The following is a 22,847-nucleotide window of genomic DNA, read 5'->3' on the forward strand; positions in this document are numbered from 1 at the left end:
AGCGCAGACGGGACGGGCCCCGGCCGCCGGCCGGAGCCCATCCGCTCGCCCGTGGCTACCGCGAGGCGGGCCGCAGCGCGCCGCGGAAGAACGCCGCCAGCTCGGCCGTCGCGCCCAGCGGCAGGATGTGCGCCACGTAGTGGTCGGGGCGCACCACGACGACGGCGCCATCGCGCGAGATGCCGCGGATGTCGAAGATGTCGTCGTTCGGCAGCGCCGCGTAGACGTTCTCGAGGTTGACGAGCTCGAACGGCCCCACGATCGGCTTGAACGCATCCGGCACCCGGTTGAGCCAGACGTCGTCGTGCTGCTGCTGGTAGATCGCCCGGATGTCGAACAGCGAGCTCGTGTCGGCACCGGCGGGCGTGTGCACGGCGATGGGCGACTCGGGGTCGTTCGCGATCCACTCCGCCCAGTCGGTCATCGCCGATGCCTCGCCCGGTGCGGCGGCGTCGGCGAACGCATAGATGCGCCAGCGGCCGTCGGCGGTGTGGAAGTGGCCGATGTGCACGTCGTTGGTGTCGGCCACCTTCGTCGCGCGCGCCGACTTGAAGCGCTTGCCGAGCGGGAAGCCGGTCGCGAGCTCCTGCTGCGCGCTGTCGGCGACGATCATCGACGGCTCGTACTCGGTCATGAAGCCGGCCGGGAACTCCATCGTCTGCGTGTAGAAGTCGGCGACCGCTTGCGGGTTCTCGAACTCGCTCGCGGGCTTCGCCATCAGCGTCGACCACTCCTTGTCGAAGTCGATGAGGTTCTGCGCGACCACCTGGCGCTCGAGCGAGTAGGTGTCGAGCAGCGCCTCGTCGGCCCGGCCGTCGAGCACGTGCCCGAGCTTCCAGCCGATGTTCCAGCCGTCCTGCATCGAGACGTTCATGCCCTGACCGGCCTTCGCGCTGTGCGTGTGGCACGCGTCGCCGGTGATGAACACGCGCGGCGTGCGCGTGCCGCGGTCCTCGGCGAGCACGTCGTCGAAGCGGTCGGTGATGCGGTGGCCGACCTCGTAGATCGAGCTCCAGGCGATGTTCTTCACGTCGAGCGTGTAGGGCGCGATGATCTCGTTCGCTCTGCGGATGACCTCTGCCATCGGCGTGCTGCGCACCTTGTGATCGTCGTCCTCTGGCACCTCGCCGAGGTCGACGTACATCCGGAACAGGTAGCCGCCCTCCCGCGGGATGAGCAGGATGTTGCCGCCGGCGGAGGATTGGATGGCGCACTTGGTGCGGATGTCGGGGAAGTCGGTGTTGGCCAGTACGTCCATGACGCCCCACGCGTGGTTCGCCGACTGGCCGGCGAGCGTGCAGCCGATCGCGGCGCGCACCTCGCTGCGAGCGCCGTCGGCGCCGACGACGTACTTGGCGCGGATGGTGCGCTCGCCGCTGCGCTCGCCGTCGGTGTGCGCGACCGTCACCTCCACCGGGTACTCGCCCTCTCCGGTGACCGTCAGGCCCGTGAGCTCGTAGCCGTAGTCGGGCGTGACGCGTCCAGGCGCGAAGGCCGCGGCCTGGGCGAAGTAGTCGAGCACGCGCGCCTGGTTGACGATCAGGTGCGGGAACTCGCTGATGCCGGCGGGGTCGTCCTCGGGGCTCGAGGTGCGGATGATGCGGGAGGGGTTTTCGGGGTCAGGGCCCCAGAAGGCCATCTCGCTGATGCGGTAGGCCTCGGCGATGATGTGGTCGGCGAAGCCGAACGCCTGGAACGTCTCGACGCTGCGCGCCTGGATGCCGTCGGCCTGGCCGATCGCGAGGCGGCCGGGCCGGCGCTCGATGATGCGCACGTTGACATCCGGGAACTGCGCGAGCTGCGCTGCCGTGATCATGCCCGCGGGGCCGGAGCCGACGATCAGCACGTCGACCTCGTCCGGGAGGTCGGCCGGCCGGTCGAGGCCGATGCCTGCCGCGGGCTGCACGCGCGGGTCGGTGGATACGTATCCGTGGTGGTGGAACTGCACGGGGCTTCCTCACTCCTGTGTGAGACGACTGACGTCATCGTCAAGCGTGTTCTATATATGAACACGTGCTTCGATTATTGTTCTCGAGCATAGAGCGGTCGCCCGTGTGAGACAAGCGCCAGCCGCGCCCCGTTCTGCGGCGAGCGCCCGCCCTCGCCGCGTCGCGTGCGCCACCGCCTCGGTGTCCCGAGCAGAGGAACGATTCGGGATCCGCTTCAGAACGAGGAGAAATCGTCCTCTGCTCGCGACGCTTCCTCTGCTCGCGACGCTTCCTCTGCTCGCGACGCTTCCTCTGCTCGCGACGCTTCCTCTGCTCGCGACGCTTCCTCCATTTCGTCCCTCGGTTGTATCCCTCTGCTCGCGCCTCGTCCTCCGCGCTGCGACTCGTGGCGCTCCCGGCCGGCGCTGTCCACAGGCGACGCCGTCCGGACCGCCCGCGACCGCGCCGTGTCGCATGATGCGACCATGCGCGACCTGCGATCGGATCTGCTTGCCGCTGGCGGTGCCACGACCCGGGTCGCCTTGCGCGCCCTGGGGCACGCGGGCCGCAGCATCCGCGCAGCCGTCGAGCGCGGCGACCTGCAGAGCGTTGGTCGCAGGTGGGTCGTGCTCCCCGAAGCCGATCAGGCAATCATCACCGCGCTCGAAGCAGGTGGCGTGCTCGGCGGCGCGACTGCGCTGGCCAGCTACGGCGTCTGGGTCACGCACGTGCCGCGGCTGCAGATCGCGACGAGGCCGAGCACGGGTGCGGGAGCGATGACGACTGCGGATCGCATCTGGGCGCCGTTCGAGGTGGATGCGAAGCAGTGGCGCGTGGGCGTGCTGGATGCGCTGTTGCAGCACGCCAAGCGTGTGCCGCACGACGACGCGATCGCATCGATCGACAGCGCCTGGCATCAAGGGCTGATCGCCGAGGAGCAGATCGACGAGCTCTTCCGCCGACTGCCGCAGCGGTGCCGCCCCTGGCGTCGGCTCCTTGAGGCCAAAGCGCAATCCGGCCTCGAGACGCTCGTGCGCGTGCCGTGCCTCGAGCGTGGCTGGCGCGTCGAGTCGCAGGTGGCGGCTCCAGGCGGCGGGTTCAGCGACCTGCTGATCGACGGCTGGCTCTACGTGGAAGCCGATGGATCGGAGTGGCACGACGAGCCGAAGCAGGCCGCCAAGGATCGAAAGCGCAACCGCGCGATCACTGACCGCGGCGACCGCTGGCTGCGCTTCGGCTATGCGGACGTCGTGCATGACCGGCCGCGCACCATCGCCACCATCGCGGCAGTGATGGCGCAGGGACGACCTGGCGGTTCGGCAGCAGGGCGAGCGTGTTCGGCGGCGTGACGACCCCGTCGGCGGCGACCGGCGGCTCGACCACCCGTCGGCGGCGACGGCGGCTCGACGGCCGGTCGGCAGACGCACCGAGTGCGCGGATGTTCTGAGCAGAGGAGATGGTGCGAGAAGAGGACGATTTCTCCTCGATCGGCGCCAGATCGGGAGGTCCTCCTCTGCTCGGGACGGACGAGGCGGCCAGCCGGCCGGCGGCGGTACGTCGCAGCGGACGAGGCGGACGGCCGGCGGCGGCACGTCGCAGCGGACGGGGAGCGGAAGCGGGAAGCGTGCAGCCGTAGCGCGCGTCAGCCCATCGAGCCGAGAGCCCGCACTGCATCGCGCTCGGCAGCGAGCTCGGCCACCGAGGCGTCGAGCTGCGCGCGCACGTCGGCGTCCATCGCCAGGCCCTCCACGATCGACCATGCGCCGCCCGCGCACGTGACGGGGAACGACGAGACCAGCCCCTCAGGCACACCGTATTCACCGCGCGAGACGACCGACATCGAAGTCCAGTCGTCGGCCGGCGTCCCCAGCATCCACGAGCGCACGTGGTCGATCGTCGCCGAGGCCGCAGAGGCCGCCGACGACGCGCCGCGGGCCTCGATGATGGCGGCACCTCGGTTGGCGACGGTGGGCACGAACGTGCCCGTCACCCACTCGCGCTCCACCAGCTCGATCGCAGGCCGGCCATTGACCACGGCGTGCGTCAGGTCGGGCACCTGCGTCGCAGAGTGGTTGCCCCACACGATCATGCGGCGGATGTCGCCCACGGCGGCGCCGGTCTTGGCCGCCAGCTGCGCCAGTGCGCGGTTGTGGTCGAGGCGGGTGAGCGCCGAGAAGCGCTCCCGCGGGATGTCAGGCGCGGCCGCCGCCGCGATCAGCGCATTCGTGTTCGCCGGGTTGCCCGTGACGGTGATGCGGATGCCGGCGCTCGCGCGCTCCTGGATGGCGCGTCCCTGCGCGGCGAAGATGGCGCCGTTGGCGGCCAGCAGGTCGCCGCGCTCCATGCCCTTCCCGCGCGGCCGCGCGCCCACGAGCAGCGCGTGATCGGCCCCCTCGAAGGCGACCGCCGCATCCGCCGTCGTCTCCACCGACGTCAGCAGCGGGAACGCGGCGTCGTGCAGCTCCATCACGACGCCCTCCAGCGCAGGCAGCGCCTGCTCGGTCTCGAGGATGCGCAGCCGCACCGGCTGGTCAGAGCCCAGCATGTCGCCCGCGGCGATGCGGAACAGCAGCTGGTAGCCGATCTGGCCGGCACCGCCGGTGACGGTCACGGTCGCGGGGCGGGGTGCGGAGTCGTCCATGCCCTCATCCAACCGTGGCGGGCTCCTCACAGCCAGTGCTTGCGCTTGAACGCCACGTACAGCCCGGCCGCCAGCAGCGCCATCAGCAGCAGCGCGAAGGGATAGCCGAGCAGCCAGTGCAGCTCGGGCATGGTGCGGAAGTTCATGCCGTAGATGCCGGCGATCAGGGTGGGCGCGAAGAGGATCGCTGCCCAGGAGGTGACGCGCTTCGTCTGGTCGTTCTGCACCACCTGCTGCTCGGTCATGGCGCGCATCTCGTCGTTCTGCCGCTCGGTCACCCGGGCCGCGGCCAGCTGCAGGAGGCCGGTGAGCAGGTTGCGCATGCCGCCCGCGCGCGCGGCGGTGCGGCGCGCGTGGTCGTCGACGTCGCGCAGGTGGTGGCGCAGCTCGGCGGCAGCGTCGGGCAGCCGGGCGGCGAAGCGCTCGACGATGCCAGCGATGGGCTCGGCGACCCGCTCGAGCGCCAGCACTCGTCGCATCGCCCGGTATACGTCGACCGTCGCAGGGTCGGCGTCGCCGAAGAACGCTGCCTCGATCTCGACGACCTGCTCGCGCAGCTCCTCGGCGAGCTCGGCGTGCGCGTCGGCGGTCTCGTCCAGCAGCAGGTACAGCAGCGCCGTGGGGGAGCGGGGGATCGAGGGGATGCCCGCGGCGAGCCGCTCGCGCAGCGTCTCGAGCGGCGCACCCCACGAGACGGTCACGGCGCAGCGACTGGCGATGATGGCGTGCAGCTCCTCGGGCACGAGCGCATCATGCTGCCGCTCCAGCCGGTGCACGACGCAATAGGTGATGCCGTCATAGGGCTCGAGCTTCGATCGCTGCCCCTGCTGCAGCACGTCCTCGACGAGCAGGTGGTGCAGCTCGAGCTCGCGCGCGACGGCGAGCAGCTCGTCCTCGCTGGGGTCGACGAGCTCGATCCAGGCGAAGCCGTCGTGGCGGGCGGCGGATTCCAGCAGCTCGTTGAACGGCACTCGGCCCGCGACCCTGCCATTGGCCGTCCAGACGGATGCGTCAGCGATGGCCATGTGCGATCCCTCCGGTGCGACTCACGCTCGCAATATAGGCCCAGCGGTCCGCCTGCCACCCGGCGTTCGCCGAAAGAGGATCAGCACGGGCTCGCGCGTAGACTTGGCAGACGGGCCGCACTGCCTTCCTCGGTGCGCGGGAGCCCGTCCGTGTTGGGAGAGAACCGTATGGGCAAGACGCTCGCTGAGAAGGTGTGGGACGACCACGTCGTCGTGAAGGGCGAGGACGGCGCGCCCGACCTCATCTACATCGACCTCCACCTCGTGCACGAGGTGACCAGCCCGCAGGCCTTCGACGGGCTCCGCCAGGCGGGCCGCTCGATGCGCCGCACCGACCTGACGGTCGCGACGGAGGACCACAACACCCCGACGCTCGAGATCGACAAGCCCATCCAGGATCCGACCAGCCGCAAGCAGATCGACACGCTGCGGCAGAACGCCGAGGAGTTCGGCGTCCGCATCCACTCGCTGGGCGACAAGGAGCAGGGCATCGTGCACCTGGTCGGCCCGCAGCTGGGGCTCACCATGCCCGGCATCACGGTCGTCTGCGGTGACTCGCACACCTCGACGCACGGCGCGTTCGGCGCGATGGCGTTCGGCATCGGCACCAGCGAGGTCGAGCACGTCATGGCCACGCAGACGCTGCCGCTGAAGCCCTTCAAGACGATGGCCATCAACGTCGAGGGCGAGCTGCGCCCGGGCGTGACGGCGAAGGACATCATCCTCGCCGTGATCGCCAAGACCGGCACCGGCGGCGGCGCCGGCTACGTCTTCGAGTACCGCGGCAGCGCCATCCGCGCGCTCTCGGTCGAGGGCCGCATGACGATCTGCAACATGTCGATCGAGGCGGGCGCCCGCGCCGGCATGGTCGCGCCCGACGAGACCACCTTCGCGTACGTCAAGGACAAGCCGCACGCGCCGCAGGGCGCGGACTGGGATGCGGCGGTCGAGTACTGGAAGACGCTGCCGACCGACGAGGACGCGGTGTTCGACAACGAGATCTTGATCGACGCGAACGAGCTCGAGCCCTTCGTCACCTGGGGCACGAACCCCGGCCAGGGCGTCTCGCTCTCCGGCGAGGTGCCGGCGCCCGACTCGTTCACCGATCCGACCGACCGTGCCGCCGCCGAGCGCGCCCTCGAGTACATGGATCTGCAGCCGGGCACCAAGCTCAAGGACATCCCGGTCGACACCGTCTTCATCGGCTCCTGCACCAACTCGCGCGTCGAGGACCTCACGGCCGCCGCCGAGATCATCCGCGGCAAGCAGAAGGCGGATGGGGTGAAGGTCATGGTCGTGCCGGGCTCGGCACGGGTGCGGCTCGAGGCGGAGGCGCTGGGGCTCGACAAGGTCTTCAAGGACTTCGGCGCCGAGTGGCGCTTCGCGGGCTGCTCGATGTGCCTGGGCATGAACCCCGACCAGCTCGCCCCCGGCGAGCGCTGCGCATCGACCTCGAACCGCAACTTCGAGGGCCGCCAGGGCAAGGGCGGCCGCACCCACCTGGTCTCGCCGCTGGTCGCGGCCGCGACCGCGATCCGCGGCACGCTCTCGAGCCCCTGGGATCTGCAGGAGACAGAGGCCGAGGCGCGCAATGTGACCGCCGATGAGCTGCAGATCGCCGATGTGCAGACCCAGCAGCTGGCCGAGGAGGTCTGAGCATGGAGAAGATCAGCACGCTGACCGGCACGATCGTGCCGCTGGAGCGCTCGAACGTCGACACCGACCAGATCATCCCCGCGGTGTTCCTCAAGCGCGTCACGAAGACCGGCTACGACGACGCGCTCTTCCACTCGTGGCGGCAGGACCCCGAGTTCGTGCTCAACCAGGAGCCGTACACGCACGGCGGCGTCCTCGTCGTCGGGCACGACTTCGGCACCGGCTCGAGCCGCGAGCACGCCGTCTGGGCGCTGCGCGACTTCGGCTTCAGCGCCGTCCTCGGCCCGCGCTTCGGCGAGATCTTCCGCGGCAACGCCGGCAAGCAAGGCCTGCTCGTCGGCCAGATCTCCGAGGAGACGATGGAGGCGCTCTGGGCTGTTGCGAAGGCAAGCCCGGGTGCGCAGATCACCGTCGACCTCGAGGCGCGCACCGCGACCGCCGACGGCGTTACCCACGACTTCCAGATCGACGACTACACTCGCTGGCGCCTGCTCGAAGGCCTCGACGACATCGCACTGACCCTCCGCGAAGAGGCCGCGATCACGGCGTTCGAGGCGAAGCGTCCCTCCTGGATGCCGACCACGCAGCCCGTCAGAGAGGGAACGCAGTGAACCTCACCGAGTTCAGCAAGAGCGCGGGTGCCGCCGTCGGCATGAACGTCGACCGCATCACCGTGCGCGGCGGCAAGCCGCTCAAGGGCAGCATCCAGATGAAGGGCGCCAAGAACCTCGTCACCAAGGCGATGGTCGCGGCGCTCCTGGGCGAGGGCCCCTCCGAGCTGCGCAGCGTGCCGGAGATCAGCGACGTGCGCGTCGTGCAGGGACTGCTCGAGCTGCACGGCGTGAGCGTCGAGCGCGACGGCGACACGCTGCGGCTCGACCCCGCGAACGTGCGCACCGCGCACGAGACCTCGATCAACGCGCACGCCGGCTCCAGCCGCATCCCCATCCTGTTCTGCGGGCCGCTGCTGCACCAGCTCGGCGAGGCCTTCATCCCCGACCTGGGCGGCTGCCACATCGGCGACCGCCCGATCGACTTCCACCTCGACGTGCTGCGCAACTTCGGCGCCGTGGTCGAGAAGCTGCCCAGCGGCATCCGCATGACGGCGCCGAACGGACTGCACGGCGCCAAGATCGCGCTGCCCTACCCCTCGGTGGGCGCGACCGAACAGGTGCTGCTGGGCGCGGTGCGCGCGAAGGGCCGCACCGAGCTCGCCAACGCCGCCGTCGAGCCCGAGATCATGGATCTCATCGCGATCCTGCAGAAGATGGGCGCCGAGATCCAGGTCGACACCGACCGCACGATCCGCATCGAGGGCGTCGACAAGCTGGTCGGCTACAGCCACACCGCCCTGTTCGACCGCAACGAGGCCGCCTCCTGGGCATGCGCGGCGCTCGCGACCGACGGCGACATCTTCCTCGAGGGCGCACGGCAGCCCGAGATGACGACGTTCCTCAACGTCTTCCGCAAGGCCGGCGGCGCCTTCCGTATCCAGGACGACGGCATCCGCTTCTGGCACCCGGGCGGCGCGCTGAAGCCGGTCGTGGTGGAGACGGATGTGCACCCCGGCTTCATGACGGACTGGCAGCAGCCGCTCGTGGTCGCGCTCACGAAGGCCGAGGGCATCTCGATCGTGCACGAGACCGTCTACGAGCAGCGCTTCGGCTTCACCGAGGCGCTGGTGGAGATGGGCGCCTACATCCAGATCCACACCGACTGCCTCGGCAGCCACGCCTGCCGCTTCGGCCAGCGCAACTACGAGCACTCGGCAGTGATCGCCGGCCCGGTCGAGCTGCACGGCGCCGACATCACGGTGCCCGACCTGCGCGGCGGCTTCAGCCACCTGGTGGCAGCGCTCACGGCGGCGGGGACGAGCCACATCTCGAACGTCGGCATCATCGCGCGCGGCTACGAGCGCTTCATCGAGAAGCTGGAGGCGCTGGGCGCAGACTTCGACGTGGAGGGCTGATGGCGCTGCCGGGGAAGCCGCCGAAGGGCGAGCGCACGCCTGTCTACATGGGGCTCGCGGCCACGATCATCCCGCCGATGACGGCGATGGCGAAGCTGCACATCCGCGGTCATGAGCACGTCCCGACCACGGGCGCCTTCGTGCTCTCGCCGAACCACTACAGCGAGATCGACCCGCTCGTGATGGCCATCGCCATCTGGAAGTCGGGCCGCGTGCCGCGCTTCATGGCGAAGGCCAGCCTGTTCAAGATCCCCGTGTTCGGTCGCATCCTGACGGCCGCCGGCCAGATCCCCGTCGAGCGCAGCGGCCGCGCCACGGTCGGCGGCGCGCCCATGGAGGCCGCGCGCACGCTCGTGCGCGAGGAGCTCGGCGTCATCATCTACCCGGAGGGCTCGCTCACGCGCGATCCGGATCTGTGGCCGATGCGCGGCAAGACGGGTGCCGTGCGCATGGCGCTCGAGGCCGGCGTGCCGCTCATCCCTGCCGCGCACTGGGGCACCCAGCACCTCATGCCGCGCTACGGGAAGGGCATCCGCCCGTTCCCGCGCAAGCACATCCAGATCCTCTTCGGCCCGCCCATCGACCTGTCGGAGTTCGAGGGCAGGACCGACCAGCGGTCGATGACCGCCGCCACCGAGCGGCTGATGGCGGCGATCGCCGAGCTGCTCGGTGAGCTGCGCGGCGAGACGCCGCCGGCGCAGCGGCACGACCCCGGCCAGCACGGGCAGGCCGAGACGGGGCGGTTCGATGGCTGACGCCGTCGTCCTGGGGGCCGGCAGCTGGGGCACCACGTTCGCAAAGGTGCTCGCCGACGGCGGCGCCGACACGGTGCTGTGGGCGCGCCGTCCCGAAGCGGCCAGGGAGATCGACGAGTCCCGCCGGAACACCCGGTACCTGCCCGGCATCACCCTGCCCGCCGGGCTGCGCGCGACGAGCGACATCCGCGCGGCCCTGGCCGACGCATCCGCCGTCTTCCTCGCCGTCCCCAGCCAGCAGCTGCGGCAGCTGCTGCGTGACCACGGCGACGCGATCGAGCGCGGGGTGCCGATCGTGACGCTGATGAAGGGCGTCGAGTCGGGCACCCGACTGCGCATGACCGAGGTGATCGCACAGGAGCTGCAGGTCGATGCCGCCCGCATCGCCGCGGTCTCCGGCCCCAACCTCGCGCTCGAGATCGCGCAGCAGCAGCCCACGGCCGCCGTGATCTCCTCGAGCAGCGGCGACACCGCCCGCGCGATCGCGAAGCTCGCGCGCAACGACTACTTCCACTCGTTCATCAACGCCGACGTGGTCGGCACCGAGTTCGGCGGCGTGCTCAAGAACCTGGTCGCGCTCGCGATCGGCATCGTCGACGGCGTCGGCTACGGCGAGAACACCAAGGCCTCGATCATCACCCGCGGCCTCGCAGAGATGACCGACTTCGCCGTCGCGCACGGTGCCGAGCGCAAGACGATGCGCGGGCTCGCGGGCCTCGGCGATCTGATCGCCACGTGCGGCTCGCCGCTCTCGCGCAACTTCACCGCCGGCCGGCTGCTGGGCATGGGCTACTCGCGCACCGACGTCATCGCGCGCATGGAGCAGGTCGCCGAAGGGCTGGCATCGGTCGACCCGGTGGCAGAGCTCGCAGCCGCGAAGGGCGTGCGGATGCCTATCCTCGAGCAGGTGCGGCTGGTGCTCGACGGCGAGATGGACCCGCGCGACATCGCGCCGCACCTGACGACCGACGACGAGCCGATCGAGGAGTGACCGTGCCACAGCACGACGACCGGGTGTCCGGCCCGCCTGACCGCAAGACCCGCGTCGCGCTGCTGTTCGGCGGCCGCTCGAGCGAGCACACCATCTCGTGCGCGACCGCCGGCAGCGTGCTCGAGCACATCGACCGCGAGCGCTACGAGGTGGTGCCGATCGGCATCACCCGCGATGGCCGGCTGGTGCTGCAGGCCGACGACCCCGCACCGCTCGCGCTCGAGCGCATGCCCGAGGTGACCGGGGGCGACGCGGTGCAGCTGCCCGCCTCCAGCACCTCGCGCATGCTGACGGCGACGGATGCGTCCGGCCGCGTCCGCGAGCTGGGCGAGATCGACATCGTCTTCCCCATCCTGCACGGCCGCTTCGGCGAGGACGGCACGGTGCAGGGTCAGCTCGACCTGATCGACATGCCGTACGTCGGCAACGGCGTGCTGGCGAGCGCGGTCGCGATGGACAAGCACTTCGCGAAGGCCGTGCTCGAGCACGTCGGCATCCGGGTCGCGCCGTGGATGACCGTCTCGCGCGCCGATTGGTCCGCCGACCGCGATGCGGTGCGCGCGCGGCTGGGCGACTTCCCCATGCCGGTGTTCGTGAAGCCCGCCCGCGCCGGATCCTCGGTCGGCGTCAGCCGGGTCGCGAGCGTGCTCGACTTCGACGCCGCGATGGATCTCGCGCTCGCGGAGGACACCAGGGCGCTGGTCGAGGCGGGCGTGACCGGCCGCGAGATCGAGGTGGGCGTGCTCGGCGGGCACGACGGCGACCGCGCTCGCGCCTCGCTGCCGGGCGAGATCGTGCTCGACGAGGGCACCTTCTACGACTTCGACGCCAAGTACCGCGGCCTGCCCACGGCACGCACCGTGTGCCCTGCCGACCTCGACGAGGCGACCGTCGAGGCGCTGCAGGCCACGGCCATCCACGCCTTCGAGGCGATCGACGGCTCGGGCCTGGCCCGCGTCGACTTCTTCGTCTCGCCCGAGCACGGCATCGTGCTCAACGAGGTGAACACGATGCCCGGCTTCACGTCGATCTCGATGTTCCCGGTGGTGTGGCAGGCGAGCGGCATCAGCTACGGCGAGCTGATCAGCGAGCTCATCGAGCTGGGACTGCGAGCGGCGCGATAGCCACCACGCTGCTCACGTTCGGCCACGGGCGCCTCGACGGCGAGGGCCTGCGGACGCTGCTGGCCGGTGCCGGCGTCGAGCTGGTGGTGGACATCCGCCGGTTCCCGGGCAGCCGCGCCAACCCGGCGGCGTCGCGCGACGCGATCGAGCAGGAGCTGGGCACCGGCGGCATCGACTGGCGCTGGGAGGAGCGGCTCGGCGGCCGCCGGCGGCTGAGGAAGGCGGAGGACGCCCTCTCGCCGGATGCGTGGTGGCGGGTCGCGGCGTTCCGCGCCTATGCGGACTGGACCCGCACGCCGGAGTTCGCTGCTGGCCTCGCCGCCGTGCTGGAGGCGGCCGGCGAGCGGCGCACGGCGGTGATGTGCTCGGAGGCGGTGTGGTGGCGCTGCCACCGCCGCGTGGTGGCCGATGTGGCGAGCGTGCTGCACGGCGTCGAGGTGCTGCACCTCATGCACGATGGAAGCCTGCGACCGCACCCGGTCAGCGAGACGGCACGGGTGGTCGGCTCCGGCGTGGAGTGGCCGCCCGAGCCGGCATCCGCGTGAGCGCCACCCCGACCAGGCAGATGAGGCCGCCGACGAGCGCGAGCGGCGGCGGCACCTCGCCCAGCAGCGGCCATGCGGCGACCGTCGCGATCACGGGCACCAGGTAGGTGGTGATGATCAGCCGGCCGGCCGGCATCCGCTGCAGCGCGTAGGCCCACGCCAGGAACGCGATCGCCGTCGGCACCACGCCCAGGTAGACGACGCCGAGGGTGTCCGCCGCCGGCGCGACCGCCACCTGCGCGACGAGCGAGCCGCTCCAGGGCAGGCTGCCGACCGTGCCGATCGCGACGCCGATCAGCGTCACCTGCAGCCCGGGCAGCCGGTTGAGCAGCGGCTTCTGGATGAGCACCGCGATCGCGTAGGTGACGGCCGCGACGAGCGCGAGCAGCACGCCGACGATGCTGAGCGCACCGCTGGCGGTGGCGACGCCGATGAGCGCGATGCCACCGAAGGCGACCAGGGCGCCGACGATCAGCCATCGCTGGAAGCCCTCGCCCAGCAGCGTGCCGGCGATCAGCGCGACCAGCAGCGGGGCGACGTTCACCAGCAGCGCCGCGGTGCCGGGATCGAGCTCGTGCTCGGCGGCGTTGAGCGCCAGGTTGTAGACCAGGAACCAGGCGATGCCGAAGACCGCCAGCAGCAGCCACTCACGACCGGTCGGCCGCACCCAGGCGCCGCGCCGCAGCAGCTGCACGGCGCCCAGCACCAGCACCGCGACGGCCAGCCTGCCGAGCGTCAGCGCGCCCGGGTCGAAGGCGGGCGCGACCGCGCGGATGACGACGAACGCCGACGCCCACGCCAGCACCGCGACGACGACGGCGGCGATGACGATCAGGCGCTCGCGGAGGGGGGCTGCGGCCATGAGCACGAGCCTAGGGTCGACCACCCACGAGCGTGAGCGGCAGCACGGTCGCCGTCCGCCAAGATCCCGCCAGCAGCGGGCTCACACCGTGCGCAGCCACGGGTGCACGTCGCCTGCGAGCCAGGAGCGCTGCACGGCGTTCCAGTGCTCGACGTCCTCCACGTTCCAGACGTGGTGCATGCCGGGAGCGATGCGGGTGTGCGCGTGCGGCAGGGCTCGTTGCAGGGTCTCGAGCGAGCGCCGCAGGACTGCAGGCTCCTTCCCGCCCGCGACCAGCAGCATCCGCCCCCTGTAGGCGGCGAGGCCATCGGGCACACCGCCGGCGTACACGTCGGCAAGCATCGCCCGCGCGGTCTCGCGCCGCACGGACAGCCCGTGCTCGACGTAGAGCTCGTGGGAGTCGGCGGGCAGGCCGAAGGCGACGGCCTGGCCCTTCCAGAACCAGCGCTTGTCCCACAGTGCCAGCTGGAGGCCCGAGGTCGCCCGCGCGGCGCCGCCGACCCGCTCCACGGCGGCGCCGCTGGTGAGCACCGAGGCGACGAGCTCGGGGTGGCGGGCGGCGAGGTGCAGCGCGACCACGCCGCCGAGCGAGAGCCCGACGACGTCGACGGGGCCGTCTTCGGTCAGCGAGCGGATGCGCGCAGCCATGTCGTCGGCGGCAGCGGCGAGGCCGGGCCACGGCTCTGCGGTGCGCGCGCCGAAGCCCGGCAGGTGCGGCGTGACCGCGAGGCGGTCGGCGAGGGCAGGCAGCTGCGGATCCCACATCCAGTTGGCGACGTTGCCACCGTGCAGGAGCACGACCGGGCGGTGGCCGGCGGGGGAGGAGGGGTCGTGCGCTTCGGGGAAGTGCGCGGTCATGGCAGCTGCTCCTCGACGATGTCGAGCCACTCCAGCTCGGTGCGCACATGGCGCAGCCCGTGGTCGAGCGTGGCCAGCCGGAGGTGCTCGCCGCGGGTGCGAGCGGGGCCGGTCGACGCCTCGATCGCCTCGAGCGCCGCGAGCTGCCCGAGGGCGGCGGAGCGGCGGAGCTCGAGGAGTCGGCCGACGGCCTCGTCGTCGAGGCTCTCGGCCAGGAAGATACGCGCGATGAATGCGTCACGCTCCGGCTGCCGATCGAGCTCGGAGGTGAGCCAGGCGACGAGCGCCGCGCGACCGGCATCGGTGATGCGGTGCTCCTGACTGTCGGGCGCGCCCGTGCCGGGCACCACGGTGACGCTCGCGAGCCCCTCGGCGACGAGCGCGGCCAGCGTGCGGTAGATCTGCGCCTTGTCGGCCGACCAGAAGTGGTTGACGGTGCTGTCGAAGTGTCGTTTGAGATCGGCGCCCGACAGGGGGGCGATGGCCAGCAGGCCGAGGATGATGCGGGAGAGGATCACCAGATCAGTGGAGCACACCCCTAGTAGACTTGTCAACTAGGGGGAAGCGATCGATGCCGACTGACAGGTCGCTTCCCCGAGCGTGGGTCGGGCCCCAGCGACCCGTGGCAGGATGCTCCCGTGCGCGACGACGAGAAGGCCCTGCTGGTGCGCTACCTGCGGCTGCAGCGCGATGCGCTGCGGTGGAAGCTGGAGGGCGTCTCGGAGCGCGATGCCCGGATGCCGATGACGGCGACCGGCACCAACCTGCTGGGGCTGGTGAAGCACGTCGCCTCCGTCTCGGTCGACTACCTGGGCGACTGTGTCGGCAGGCCGTCCGGCGAGGTGATGCCCTGGTCGGCCGATGGCGCCGAGGCGAACGCCGACATGTGGGCCGGTCCTGACGAGACGATGGCCGGCGTGCTGGCGCTGTGGGATCGCGCGTGGGCGCACATCGACGGCACGCTCGAGGCGCTGCCGCTCGACGCGCCCGCGCACGTCCCGTGGTGGGGCGAGCGCGGCGATGTGACGATGCGGCTGCTGATCGTGCACCTGATCGCCGAGATCGCGCGCCATGCGGGCCACGCCGACATCCTGCGCGAGCAGATCGACGGCGCGACGGGGCTGCGCGACGGCGTCTCCAACCTGCCCGACGGCGATGCGCGCTGGTGGGCGGGCTACGTGGCGCGGCTGCGCGCGACGGCCGAGGCGTCGGGCGCCTGACCGCCGCGCTGCCGCGTCAGCGGGCCGAGCGGCGCTCCGTCTGCGAGTCCTGCTGCTCGGGGGCGGTCGGGTCCCAGCCCTCCGCCGGGTTCTCCTTCGCGTCCTCGCCGACCGTGGGCTGCTCGACGTGCGCGCCGCCGTGCGCGCCGCCGTCGACCACGGAAGGGTCCTGCGCCGCGCTGTGATGCCGGTGCGTCGACTGGGGCTTGTGATCCTTGCTCATCGCCGTCCTCCTCCGGCGCGGCGTCGTCACCGCGCCACCGCCGACGCTACGCCGACGCGCGCCGCCGCGCCATGGGCGGTCAGCGCGGGCGGTCGCCTGCGGCCCGCGAGTCGTCGGAGCGGCGACCGGAGCGACAGTCCCGCCCGGTGACGGCGGCCGGATGCGTCAGACGCCGACGCGCTGGCGCGCGCGGGCCGCGTCGATGCGCGCATAGGCGAGCGCCTCTGCGGCCTCGAGCGTCGTGGTGCCGTTGTCGCGGGCGCTCGCGAGCACCCTGCGCACGGTGTCGCCGATGCCGGTCAGGCGCTCGGCGATGGCGGGCCACTCGAGGCCGTGGCCGATGCCCTCGAGGTGGATGACGCCGCCGGCGTTGACGACGAAGTCGGGGGCGTAGACGATGCCGCGCTGCTGCAGGCGGGCGGCTCCGGATCGGTCCGCGAGCGGATTGTTCGCGGGGCCGACGACGGCTCGCACGGGCAGGGCGTCGATCGCCTCGTCGGTGAGGATGCCGCCCAGTCCCGCGGGCACGAGCACGTCGGCCTCGGTGGTCAGCGCGCGGTCGGGTGAGATCCACTTGGCGTCGAGCTCGCCGGCGAGCTGCTGCTTGCGGTCGTCGATGTCGGTGATGATGAGGCGGGCGCCCTGGCCGGCGAGCATGCGCGCGAGGCGGCCGCCGACCTGGCCGAGGCCGGAGATCACGAACGAGCGGCCCTCGATCTGCTCGGAGCCGAACGCGGCCTCCAGGGTCGGGCCGATGGCCGAGAAGACACCCAGCGCCGTGGCGCCGGCGGGCTCGCCTGCACCGCCCTTTTCGGCCGGCAGCCCGACGACATGCTCGGTGCGCTCGCGCACGACCACCATGTCGTGCTCGGTCGTGCCGACATCCTCGGCCGTGCGGTAGCGGCCGTCCATCAGCTCGACGAGGTCGCCCAGGTCGAGCAGCGCCGCACGGCGGCGGTCGCTGTCGACGTGCTCACCGATCGGGAGCGCGATGACGGACTTGCCGCCGCCCGCGTCGAGGCCCGCGGCTGCGTTCTTGAGCGTCATGGCGGCGGAGAGCCGCAGCGCATCCGCCTGCCCGTCCGCCCACGTCGGGTACGTCCACATGCGGCAGCCGCCCAGCGCGGGCCCGAGTGCGCTGGAGTGCAGCGCGACGGTGATGACGAGCCCGCTGCGGGCGCCCTGTGCTGTCAGGACGCGCTCGTGCGTGAACTCCGGGACTGCGCTCATGGTGCTCTCCTCATTGAGTGCATGCACCGCGTCGTGCGCGGTGCAGCCGATATCGTGCCGCGGGTCGCGCGGTCACATCGATCTTGGAGCGGATGCGCGACGCGCGCAAGCGGGCGCGCCCGAGTTGCGCGGTGCGCGCAATGGGGGACGGATCGGCTGCGCGAGAATGCGCAGCTCGACCGCTGCGCCTGCCCATCGCTCACACGCGCCCGGGCGGCACCGCGGGCGGGCCCGCCCGCAGGTCCTCGACGACCGGGATGCTGGCGAACAGCAGCAGGATGCAGGCGGTCGGCACGACCGTGACGAAGCCGATCGCGCCGTAGGCGAGCGCACCCGTCACGCCGCCGAGGAAGAAGGCGCCCACCAGCAGCAGGTGCAGCGAGAGGCGACCGAGGTGCGGCCGCACGGGCTCCGGGTCGTCGCGCCGGCGAGGGTAGAGGAGCTTGCCCAGCTCGATGCCGATGTCGGTGACCATGCCGGTCACGTGGGTCGTGCGGATCTGTGCGTTGGAGATCTTCGTGATGATCGCGTTCTGCAGGCCCATCGTGAGACCGAGCAGCGCGATCAGCGCCCAGCTGCGCTCGGCAGCGGTGAGCTCGTGCGCCAGCAGGCCGATGAGCAGGATCAGCACAGCCTCGATCAGCAGCACGATGGCGTAGCGGCTCCGCAGCCCGCGGCGCCGTGCCCAGTTGAACAGCAGCGCGCAGCATGCGGCGCCCACGACGAATGCGGCCACGCCCACCAGCGCGAGCAGCGCGATATCGAGCGCACCCAGCACCAGGCTGTCCGCGATCATCGCCGTCAGGCCGGTCATGTGCGAGGTGTAGAGCGCGATCGCCATGAAGCCGACCGAGTTGACGATGCCGGCCGTCAGGGCGAGCAGCACCGCCAGGTCGCGGTTGGTGCGGGCGTTGCGGTCCGGGCCGGCGATCGCTCGCAGATGGGCGAGGACGCCGGTGGACGCCGGCCCTCGATGCACCTCGTCCCGCTGCTCTGCTGCCATGACTGTCGAGGCTAGTGCGGCCGCCCGGCCCTCGGCCGAGCGGCCGCGCCGCCGAGCGTCTGCCCTTCAGCGCCGGTCGACGTCGTCGTCGGAGCCGATGCCCTCGCCCTCGACGACGATCTCCTCGCGCTGCACCGGCACCTGCACCGTCTGCATCTCGGTCACGATGCGCCGACGCAGGCGCGGGCCGCCCTCGTGCGAGCGCTGACCGGCTGCCGCTGCCGGCTCCTCGCCCGACCGCTGCACGTCCGCATCGCGCACGCCGCGCTCGTCGTGACGCTGCCTGTCCGCATCGCTGCGCTCGTCGTGACGCTGCACGTCCGCGTCGCGCGTGCCGCGCTCGTCCTGCGGCTGATCGTCGATGCGGTGCGAGTCGCGGTCGCGATCGTCCATCGCACCCGGCGCGAGCCGGGGCGGCTCCACTCCGTAGTAGCGGTAGAGCTCCGCCTCCTGCTCGGCGGTCAGGTCGTCGGAGTCCCCGATGCGCGGCGCGTCCTTCACGAAGGCCTTGTCGTAGGCGACGATGAGCTCGTCGCCCCGCATGCTCGCCCCTGCGACCGGTACGAACGACTCCTGCATGCCGAACAGGCCGGTCTGCACGGCGACCCAGGTCGGCTCGTCCGTGCCCTGGAGCACGAACACCTGACCGACCTTGCCGAGCTTGTGGCCATCGCTGCCGAAGACCTCTGCGCCGTCCTCGATGTTGCCTTGGAATGTCATGCCTGTCCTCCTTCATCGACGCCCGCTGCTGCGAACGATCGGTCATGCGATGCGGAATCCCGCGTCGCCGCGCGGGTCGACCTCGTCAGCCTCGACGTGATCGACTCGCGCCGATGGCGGGCCGTGGGCGAGCCATGCCGCCATCTCGTCCACCGCATCCGCGTCACCCTCGGCCTCTGCCTCGACCGTGCCGTCGAAGCGGTTGCGAGCGCTGCCGGCGACGCCCAGTCGTCGTGCCTCGACGGCCGCGGCCATGCGGAATCCCACGCCCTGCACGCTGCCGTGCACGACGAAGCGCCGGCGGATGCGGTCGGTCGGCATCGGCTGCTCAGCGCCCGGGCTCCTCGGGGTGCGCTTCACGCGCCTGGCCCTCGCCTGCCGGCCGCTGGTCGCGACGCAGCGCATCCGCTTGCGTCTCGGTGGCCGCCGGATCCGTGCCGGACGCCTCGCCCTGCTGCCAGTGCGCGGGCGGTTCCTCCATCGGCGTGCCGTCGCCGTGCACCGGCGCACCTGTCTCCCGGTCGTGCGCGGCCGCGTCGTGGCCCTCGCCGGGCGGGCCCTCGTTGTGCCGGTTGGCGAACGAGCTCGCGGTGCCGCTGTCAGCCGGCGGCCGCTCGTGGTAGACCGGGTCGCCCTGGCGGCGGTCGTAGTCCGGGTCGTTCTTCTGGTCTGCTGCCATGATCTGCGCCCCTTTCGCGTCGCGAGGGCCAATGGCCGCTCGTCGCTGTGGGGGTGACGGTACGCGGGCAACCTGAATGCGACAAGGGCGTCAGCGTCGGACCGCGGCGCCGCCGGAAGGATGGTCTGTCCCGGGTGGGCGCTGCGGTCAGCGGGTCGCGTCCCGCTGCTCCTCGTCGTCCTCCAGCTCGTCGGGCGAGCGCTTCTCCGGCACCGCACCCGACCGCTCCTCGTCGTAGCGGTCGTCGTCGTCGCGGGGCGCGGCGACGTCGGTCGCGGCCGGATCCTGCCCGCTCGCCGCCCCCTGCTGCCAGTCGGATGGCTCCGTCTCGCTGGCTGTGCCGTCGCCGTGCACGGGCTCGCCGGTCTTCGGGTCGTGGGCGGCACCAGGGTGGCCATGCCCGGGCGGGAACTCGTTGTGGCGTGCCGAGAACGAGCTCGGCTTGCCGCTGCCAGGGGGCACCTCATAGTGCTCGATGGACTCCTCGCCGCGGCCTTCCCGCTCGACCGGATCCGGCGCGTGCTGATGCCAGCTCATCGTCCCCTCCCACCGTCGGGGGTCTCCTCGTGGCCCCACCCTAGGCCCGTCTGCGTCGGGTCTCCAGCCCTCATCTCGCGCCCCGACGCATCCGTCTGCCGGGCACCTCTGTCGCCGGTAGGCTGGTCTGTCGTGGCACTCACCATCGGCATCGTCGGACTCCCCAACGTGGGCAAGTCGACCCTCTTCAACGCGCTGACCAAGAACACCGTGCTCGCCGCGAACTACCCGTTCGCGACGATCGAGCCGAACATCGGGGTGGTCGAGCTGCCGGACGAGCGGCTGACGCGCCTCGCCGAGATCTTCGGCTCGCAGCGCATCCTGCCCGCCGCCGTGTCGTTCGTCGATATCGCCGGCATCGTCAAGGGCGCGAGTGAGGGCGAGGGGCTCGGCAACAAGTTCCTCGCCAACATCCGCGAGGCGGATGCGATCGCGCAGGTCGTGCGCGGCTTCGGCGACAGCGACGTGGTGCACGTCGAGGGTGCCGTCGACCCGTCCTCCGACATGGAGACCATCAACACCGAGCTGATGCTCGCAGACATGCAGACGCTCGAGAAGGCGATCCCGCGGCTCGAGAAGGAGCTCAAGGGCAAGAAGATCGACGCCTCGGTGCTCGATGCAGCGGTCGAGGCGAACGAGATCCTGAATTCGGGCCGCACGCTCTCGCAGGCCGGCTTCGACACTGCGCCGATCCGCGAGCTGGGCCTGCTCACCGCGAAGCCTGTCCTGTTCGTCTTCAACGTCGACGAGGATGTGCTGGCCGACGACGCGAAGAAGGCCGAGCTGGCGGCGCTGGTCGCGCCGGCCAACGCCGTCTTCCTCGACGCGAAGGTCGAGTCGGAGCTCGTCGACCTGGAGCCCGAGGAGGCGCTCGAGCTGCTGCAGTCGCTCGGCCAGGATGAGTCCGGCCTCGACCAGCTCGCCCGCATCGGCTTCGAGACCCTCGGCCTCCAGACCTACCTCACTGCGGGCCCCAAGGAGGCGCGCGCCTGGACGATCCGGAAGGGCGACACCGCCCCGCAGGCCGCCGGCGTCATCCACACCGACTTCGAGCGCGGATTCATCAAGGCAGAGGTCGTCTCCTTCGTCGACCTCGACGAGCACGGCTCGATGGCCGACGCGAAGGCCGCCGGCCGCGTGCGCATCGAGGGCAAGGACTATGTGATGGCCGACGGCGACGTGGTGGAGTTCCGGTTTAACGTATAGCGTTAATGACGGCTTCCGTTATACACTGGTCTCGTGATCAGATCGTTCGGCAGCAAGGACACCGAGCGCATCTGGCATGAGCAGTACGTCAAGCGCCTCGACCGGACGGTGCAGCGGGCGACCATGAGGAAGCTCGAGCTGATCCATGCGGCGAAGGATGTCGAGGACCTCCGGGTCCCGCCGGGCAACCGCCTGGAGCGTCTGGTCGGCGACCGACGCGGGCAGCACAGCATCCGCGTCAACGCGCAATGGCGTCTCTGCTTCGTCTGGAGAGAGGGAGGTGCGGACGATGTCGAACTCGTCGACTATCACTGAGCACGACCTGATCGAGCCGATCCACCCGGGAGAGATCCTGATGGAGGATTTCATCGAGGGGTTCGGGATCACTCAGAACAAGCTTGCCGTGTCCATCGGAGTGCCGCCGCGTCGGATCAATGAGATCGTGCACGGCAAGCGGGGGATCACCGCTGATACGGCGATCCGTCTGGCGCGCTACTTCGGAACGTCCGAGGAGCTCTGGATGAATCTGCAGTCGAACTACGAGCTTCGGCTTGAGCGCCGTGTGCTGCGCGACAAGGTTGCCGCGATCACCCCATTGCAGGTCGCATGACCGGGCATCTCATCGTGATCTCCGGTCTTCCCGGCGTCGGAAAGACAAGCGTTGCTGAGATCGCCGCCGCGCGCACAGGCTCGGTGCATCTGTCCATCGATGCCGTCGAGGAGTCAATTCTCGCCTGCGGTTTGCCGCGAGGATGGCAAGTCGGCGTTGCCGCGTACGAAGCGGCTCGCGCGATGGCGGAACTGAACCTTCGCCTCGGTCGTAGCGTCATCATCGATGCGGTGAACGACAGCGAGGATGCCAGGCAGACCTGGCGTGCTGCGGCCGCGCGCACCAGTTCTCGTATCGACTTCGTACACTTGGTGGTCGCGGATTCGCAGGAGCATGAACGGAGGCTCAGCGGCAGGGATCGCGGGCTCGCCTACGTCGGCGAGCCGACCTGGGCGGAAGTGCAGCGCCGTCGAGCTGACTACGCCGCGTGGTCCGACAAAGTCTTGGAGTTCGACACTGCAGCGCGGACTGCGGATGAGGTCGCAAACGCACTTTCCGCGCGCCTCAGCGCGAGATGAGGCCACGTCGTCGCTGATGGTTCTCCGTGCCGGAACTCGGTGGAGTTCCGCTTCAAGGTCTGATCTGGCTCGGCCACGACTCGGCCATCACTCAGGACGCGGGGGCCTGCGGTTCTGCTTGGTCTCTGAGCGCCGGATCTTCGCCGCACGCCGTCGTCGCCCCGAGCCCTTCGTGGGCTTGGTGGCGCGGCGAGCAGCGCTGGGCGCAACGGCCTCGCGCAGGAGCGCAAGGAGGCGTCGTCTGGCGGCTGCACGATTGTCGAGTTGCGAGCGGTGCTCGGAGGCGCTGATCGTCAGCACCGTGCCCGAGAGGCGCGCAGCCAGATGCGCGAGAGCGCGAGCCCGCTGGTCGTCGCTGAGCGCGGTCGTGCCGCCCAGGTCGAGGCTCAGCTGCACCCGGGAGTCGGTGGTGTTGACGCCTTGGCCGCCTGGCCCGGACGATCGGGAGAACTGCTCGACCAGCTCGGCTGCGGGCACAACGATGCCGTCGGGCGCCCCGGGCCCGGGAGGCACGCGCAGGTCGTCCATGGGACCATTCTGCACCGAT

Annotated in this window: 27 protein-coding genes; 13 read left to right on the forward strand and 14 right to left on the reverse strand. The window is 71.1% G+C overall.

Features of this window, described 5'->3' with window-relative positions:
- Positions 1–55: 55 nt before the first annotated feature.
- Complete coding sequence (locus BM288_RS09575; RefSeq protein ID WP_092918317.1) at positions 56–1,948, reverse strand: FAD-binding monooxygenase; 1,893 nt, start codon at positions 1,946–1,948, stop codon at positions 56–58.
- Positions 1,949–2,113: 165 nt separating this feature from the next.
- Between BM288_RS09575 and BM288_RS14490 the strand changes: the two genes are divergently transcribed.
- On the forward strand, positions 2,114–3,277 hold the full coding sequence (locus tag BM288_RS14490) for an endonuclease domain-containing protein (protein ID WP_318255462.1): 1,164 nt from the start codon (positions 2,114–2,116) through the stop codon (positions 3,275–3,277).
- A 293-nt stretch (positions 3,278–3,570) separates the two neighbouring features.
- Here BM288_RS14490 and BM288_RS09585 read toward each other — a convergent pair whose 3' ends face one another.
- Both BM288_RS09585 and BM288_RS09590 read right to left on the reverse strand, forming a co-directional pair.
- Positions 3,571–4,569 carry a malate dehydrogenase gene (locus BM288_RS09585; RefSeq protein WP_092918321.1) on the reverse strand — a complete coding sequence of 333 codons (999 nt, stop codon included), beginning with the start codon at positions 4,567–4,569 and terminating at the stop codon, positions 3,571–3,573.
- A 26-nt stretch (positions 4,570–4,595) separates the two neighbouring features.
- On the reverse strand, positions 4,596–5,594 hold the full coding sequence (locus BM288_RS09590) for a CorA family divalent cation transporter (protein ID WP_092918323.1): 999 nt from the start codon (positions 5,592–5,594) through the stop codon (positions 4,596–4,598).
- Between the two features lie 168 nt (positions 5,595–5,762).
- Here BM288_RS09590 and leuC point away from each other — a divergent pair, with 168 nt between their 5' ends.
- The 7 genes from leuC to BM288_RS09625 are packed head-to-tail and all read left to right on the forward strand — an operon-like array spanning position 5,763 to position 12,634.
- On the forward strand, positions 5,763–7,250 hold the full coding sequence (leuC, locus tag BM288_RS09595) for a 3-isopropylmalate dehydratase large subunit (protein WP_092918325.1): 1,488 nt from the start codon (positions 5,763–5,765) through the stop codon (positions 7,248–7,250).
- A gap of 2 nt (positions 7,251–7,252) precedes the next feature.
- The gene (gene leuD, locus BM288_RS09600) at positions 7,253–7,861 is read left to right on the forward strand and encodes a 3-isopropylmalate dehydratase small subunit (RefSeq protein ID WP_092918327.1); all 609 of its coding nucleotides are present in this window, start codon (positions 7,253–7,255) and stop codon (positions 7,859–7,861) included.
- 41 nt (positions 7,862–7,902) lie between these two features.
- Positions 7,903–9,219, forward strand: coding sequence for a UDP-N-acetylglucosamine 1-carboxyvinyltransferase (gene murA, locus BM288_RS09605; protein WP_092919039.1), 1,317 nt, complete (start codon positions 7,903–7,905; stop codon positions 9,217–9,219).
- Positions 9,219–9,974, forward strand: a complete 756-nt coding sequence (locus BM288_RS09610) for a lysophospholipid acyltransferase family protein (RefSeq protein ID WP_092918329.1) — start codon at positions 9,219–9,221, stop codon at positions 9,972–9,974. The genes murA and BM288_RS09610 overlap by 1 nt, the downstream gene beginning before the upstream one ends.
- Positions 9,967–10,965, forward strand: coding sequence for an NAD(P)H-dependent glycerol-3-phosphate dehydrogenase (locus tag BM288_RS09615; protein WP_092918331.1), 999 nt, complete (start codon positions 9,967–9,969; stop codon positions 10,963–10,965). Before BM288_RS09610 ends, BM288_RS09615 begins: the two co-directional genes overlap by 8 nt.
- A 2-nt stretch (positions 10,966–10,967) precedes the next feature.
- Positions 10,968–12,089 (forward strand): D-alanine--D-alanine ligase family protein, encoded by a 1,122-nt coding sequence (locus BM288_RS09620; protein ID WP_318255463.1) that lies wholly within the window; start codon positions 10,968–10,970, stop codon positions 12,087–12,089.
- 56 nt (positions 12,090–12,145) lie between these two features.
- On the forward strand, positions 12,146–12,634 hold the full coding sequence (locus BM288_RS09625) for a DUF488 domain-containing protein (RefSeq protein ID WP_318255521.1): 489 nt from the start codon (positions 12,146–12,148) through the stop codon (positions 12,632–12,634).
- Here BM288_RS09625 and BM288_RS09630 read toward each other — a convergent pair.
- From BM288_RS09630 to BM288_RS09640, 3 genes are all read right to left on the reverse strand, one after another.
- On the reverse strand, positions 12,570–13,496 hold the full coding sequence (locus BM288_RS09630) for a DMT family transporter (protein ID WP_092918333.1): 927 nt from the start codon (positions 13,494–13,496) through the stop codon (positions 12,570–12,572). The two genes, BM288_RS09625 and BM288_RS09630, sit on opposite strands and share 65 nt — an antisense overlap.
- An 81-nt stretch (positions 13,497–13,577) precedes the next feature.
- Positions 13,578–14,354 carry an alpha/beta fold hydrolase gene (locus tag BM288_RS09635; RefSeq protein WP_092918335.1) on the reverse strand — a complete coding sequence of 259 codons (777 nt, stop codon included), beginning with the start codon at positions 14,352–14,354 and terminating at the stop codon, positions 13,578–13,580.
- Positions 14,351–14,872, reverse strand: a complete 522-nt coding sequence (locus BM288_RS09640) for a PadR family transcriptional regulator (RefSeq protein WP_092918337.1) — start codon at positions 14,870–14,872, stop codon at positions 14,351–14,353. The genes BM288_RS09635 and BM288_RS09640 overlap by 4 nt, the downstream gene beginning before the upstream one ends.
- A gap of 120 nt (positions 14,873–14,992) precedes the next feature.
- Here BM288_RS09640 and BM288_RS09645 point away from each other — a divergent pair, with 120 nt between their 5' ends.
- On the forward strand, positions 14,993–15,574 hold the full coding sequence (locus BM288_RS09645) for a DinB family protein (protein WP_092918339.1): 582 nt from the start codon (positions 14,993–14,995) through the stop codon (positions 15,572–15,574).
- Between the two features lie 16 nt (positions 15,575–15,590).
- Here the strand turns inward: BM288_RS09645 and BM288_RS09650 are convergent, their stop codons facing one another.
- From BM288_RS09650 to BM288_RS09680, 7 genes are all read right to left on the reverse strand, one after another.
- Positions 15,591–15,797 carry a hypothetical protein gene (locus BM288_RS09650; RefSeq protein ID WP_092918341.1) on the reverse strand — a complete coding sequence of 69 codons (207 nt, stop codon included), beginning with the start codon at positions 15,795–15,797 and terminating at the stop codon, positions 15,591–15,593.
- Positions 15,798–15,962: 165 nt separating this feature from the next.
- Positions 15,963–17,027 (reverse strand): Glu/Leu/Phe/Val dehydrogenase dimerization domain-containing protein, encoded by a 1,065-nt coding sequence (locus BM288_RS09655; protein ID WP_092918343.1) that lies wholly within the window; start codon positions 17,025–17,027, stop codon positions 15,963–15,965.
- A 199-nt stretch (positions 17,028–17,226) separates the two neighbouring features.
- Entirely contained in the window at positions 17,227–18,030 is an 804-nt protein-coding gene (locus BM288_RS09660; protein WP_092918345.1) for a YoaK family protein, read from the reverse strand.
- A gap of 66 nt (positions 18,031–18,096) precedes the next feature.
- Entirely contained in the window at positions 18,097–18,750 is a 654-nt protein-coding gene (locus tag BM288_RS09665; protein ID WP_092918347.1) for a DUF2382 domain-containing protein, read from the reverse strand.
- A gap of 42 nt (positions 18,751–18,792) precedes the next feature.
- Complete coding sequence (locus BM288_RS09670) at positions 18,793–19,071, reverse strand: acylphosphatase (RefSeq protein WP_092918349.1); 279 nt, start codon at positions 19,069–19,071, stop codon at positions 18,793–18,795.
- 7 nt (positions 19,072–19,078) lie between these two features.
- Positions 19,079–19,429: a hypothetical protein gene (locus BM288_RS09675; protein ID WP_092918351.1), complete on the reverse strand. Its 351-nt coding sequence runs from the start codon at positions 19,427–19,429 to the stop codon at positions 19,079–19,081.
- Positions 19,430–19,576: 147 nt separating this feature from the next.
- On the reverse strand, positions 19,577–19,966 hold the full coding sequence (locus BM288_RS09680) for a hypothetical protein (protein ID WP_092918353.1): 390 nt from the start codon (positions 19,964–19,966) through the stop codon (positions 19,577–19,579).
- 132 nt (positions 19,967–20,098) lie between these two features.
- On the opposite strand from BM288_RS09680, the gene ychF reads away from it, so the two are divergent.
- The 4 genes from ychF to BM288_RS09700 are packed head-to-tail and all read left to right on the forward strand — an operon-like array spanning position 20,099 to position 22,300.
- The gene (ychF, locus tag BM288_RS09685; RefSeq protein ID WP_092918355.1) at positions 20,099–21,172 is read left to right on the forward strand and encodes a redox-regulated ATPase YchF; all 1,074 of its coding nucleotides are present in this window, start codon (positions 20,099–20,101) and stop codon (positions 21,170–21,172) included.
- Positions 21,173–21,205: 33 nt separating this feature from the next.
- The gene (locus BM288_RS09690) at positions 21,206–21,487 is read left to right on the forward strand and encodes a type II toxin-antitoxin system RelE/ParE family toxin (protein ID WP_092918357.1); all 282 of its coding nucleotides are present in this window, start codon (positions 21,206–21,208) and stop codon (positions 21,485–21,487) included.
- A complete protein-coding gene (locus tag BM288_RS09695) occupies positions 21,462–21,782 on the forward strand; it encodes a HigA family addiction module antitoxin (protein WP_092918359.1) in 321 nt (106 codons plus the stop codon). The genes BM288_RS09690 and BM288_RS09695 overlap by 26 nt, the downstream gene beginning before the upstream one ends.
- Positions 21,779–22,300, forward strand: a complete 522-nt coding sequence (locus tag BM288_RS09700; protein WP_092918360.1) for a P-loop nucleotide/nucleoside kinase family protein — start codon at positions 21,779–21,781, stop codon at positions 22,298–22,300. Before BM288_RS09695 ends, BM288_RS09700 begins: the two co-directional genes overlap by 4 nt.
- An 87-nt stretch (positions 22,301–22,387) precedes the next feature.
- Here the strand turns inward: BM288_RS09700 and arfB are convergent, their stop codons facing one another.
- Complete coding sequence (gene arfB, locus BM288_RS09705) at positions 22,388–22,828, reverse strand: alternative ribosome rescue aminoacyl-tRNA hydrolase ArfB (protein ID WP_092918361.1); 441 nt, start codon at positions 22,826–22,828, stop codon at positions 22,388–22,390.
- Positions 22,829–22,847: the final 19 nt, after the last annotated feature.

The sequence above is a fragment of the Agrococcus baldri genome (assembly GCA_900114805.1).
GTDB lineage: Bacteria > Actinomycetota > Actinomycetes > Actinomycetales > Microbacteriaceae > Agrococcus > Agrococcus baldri.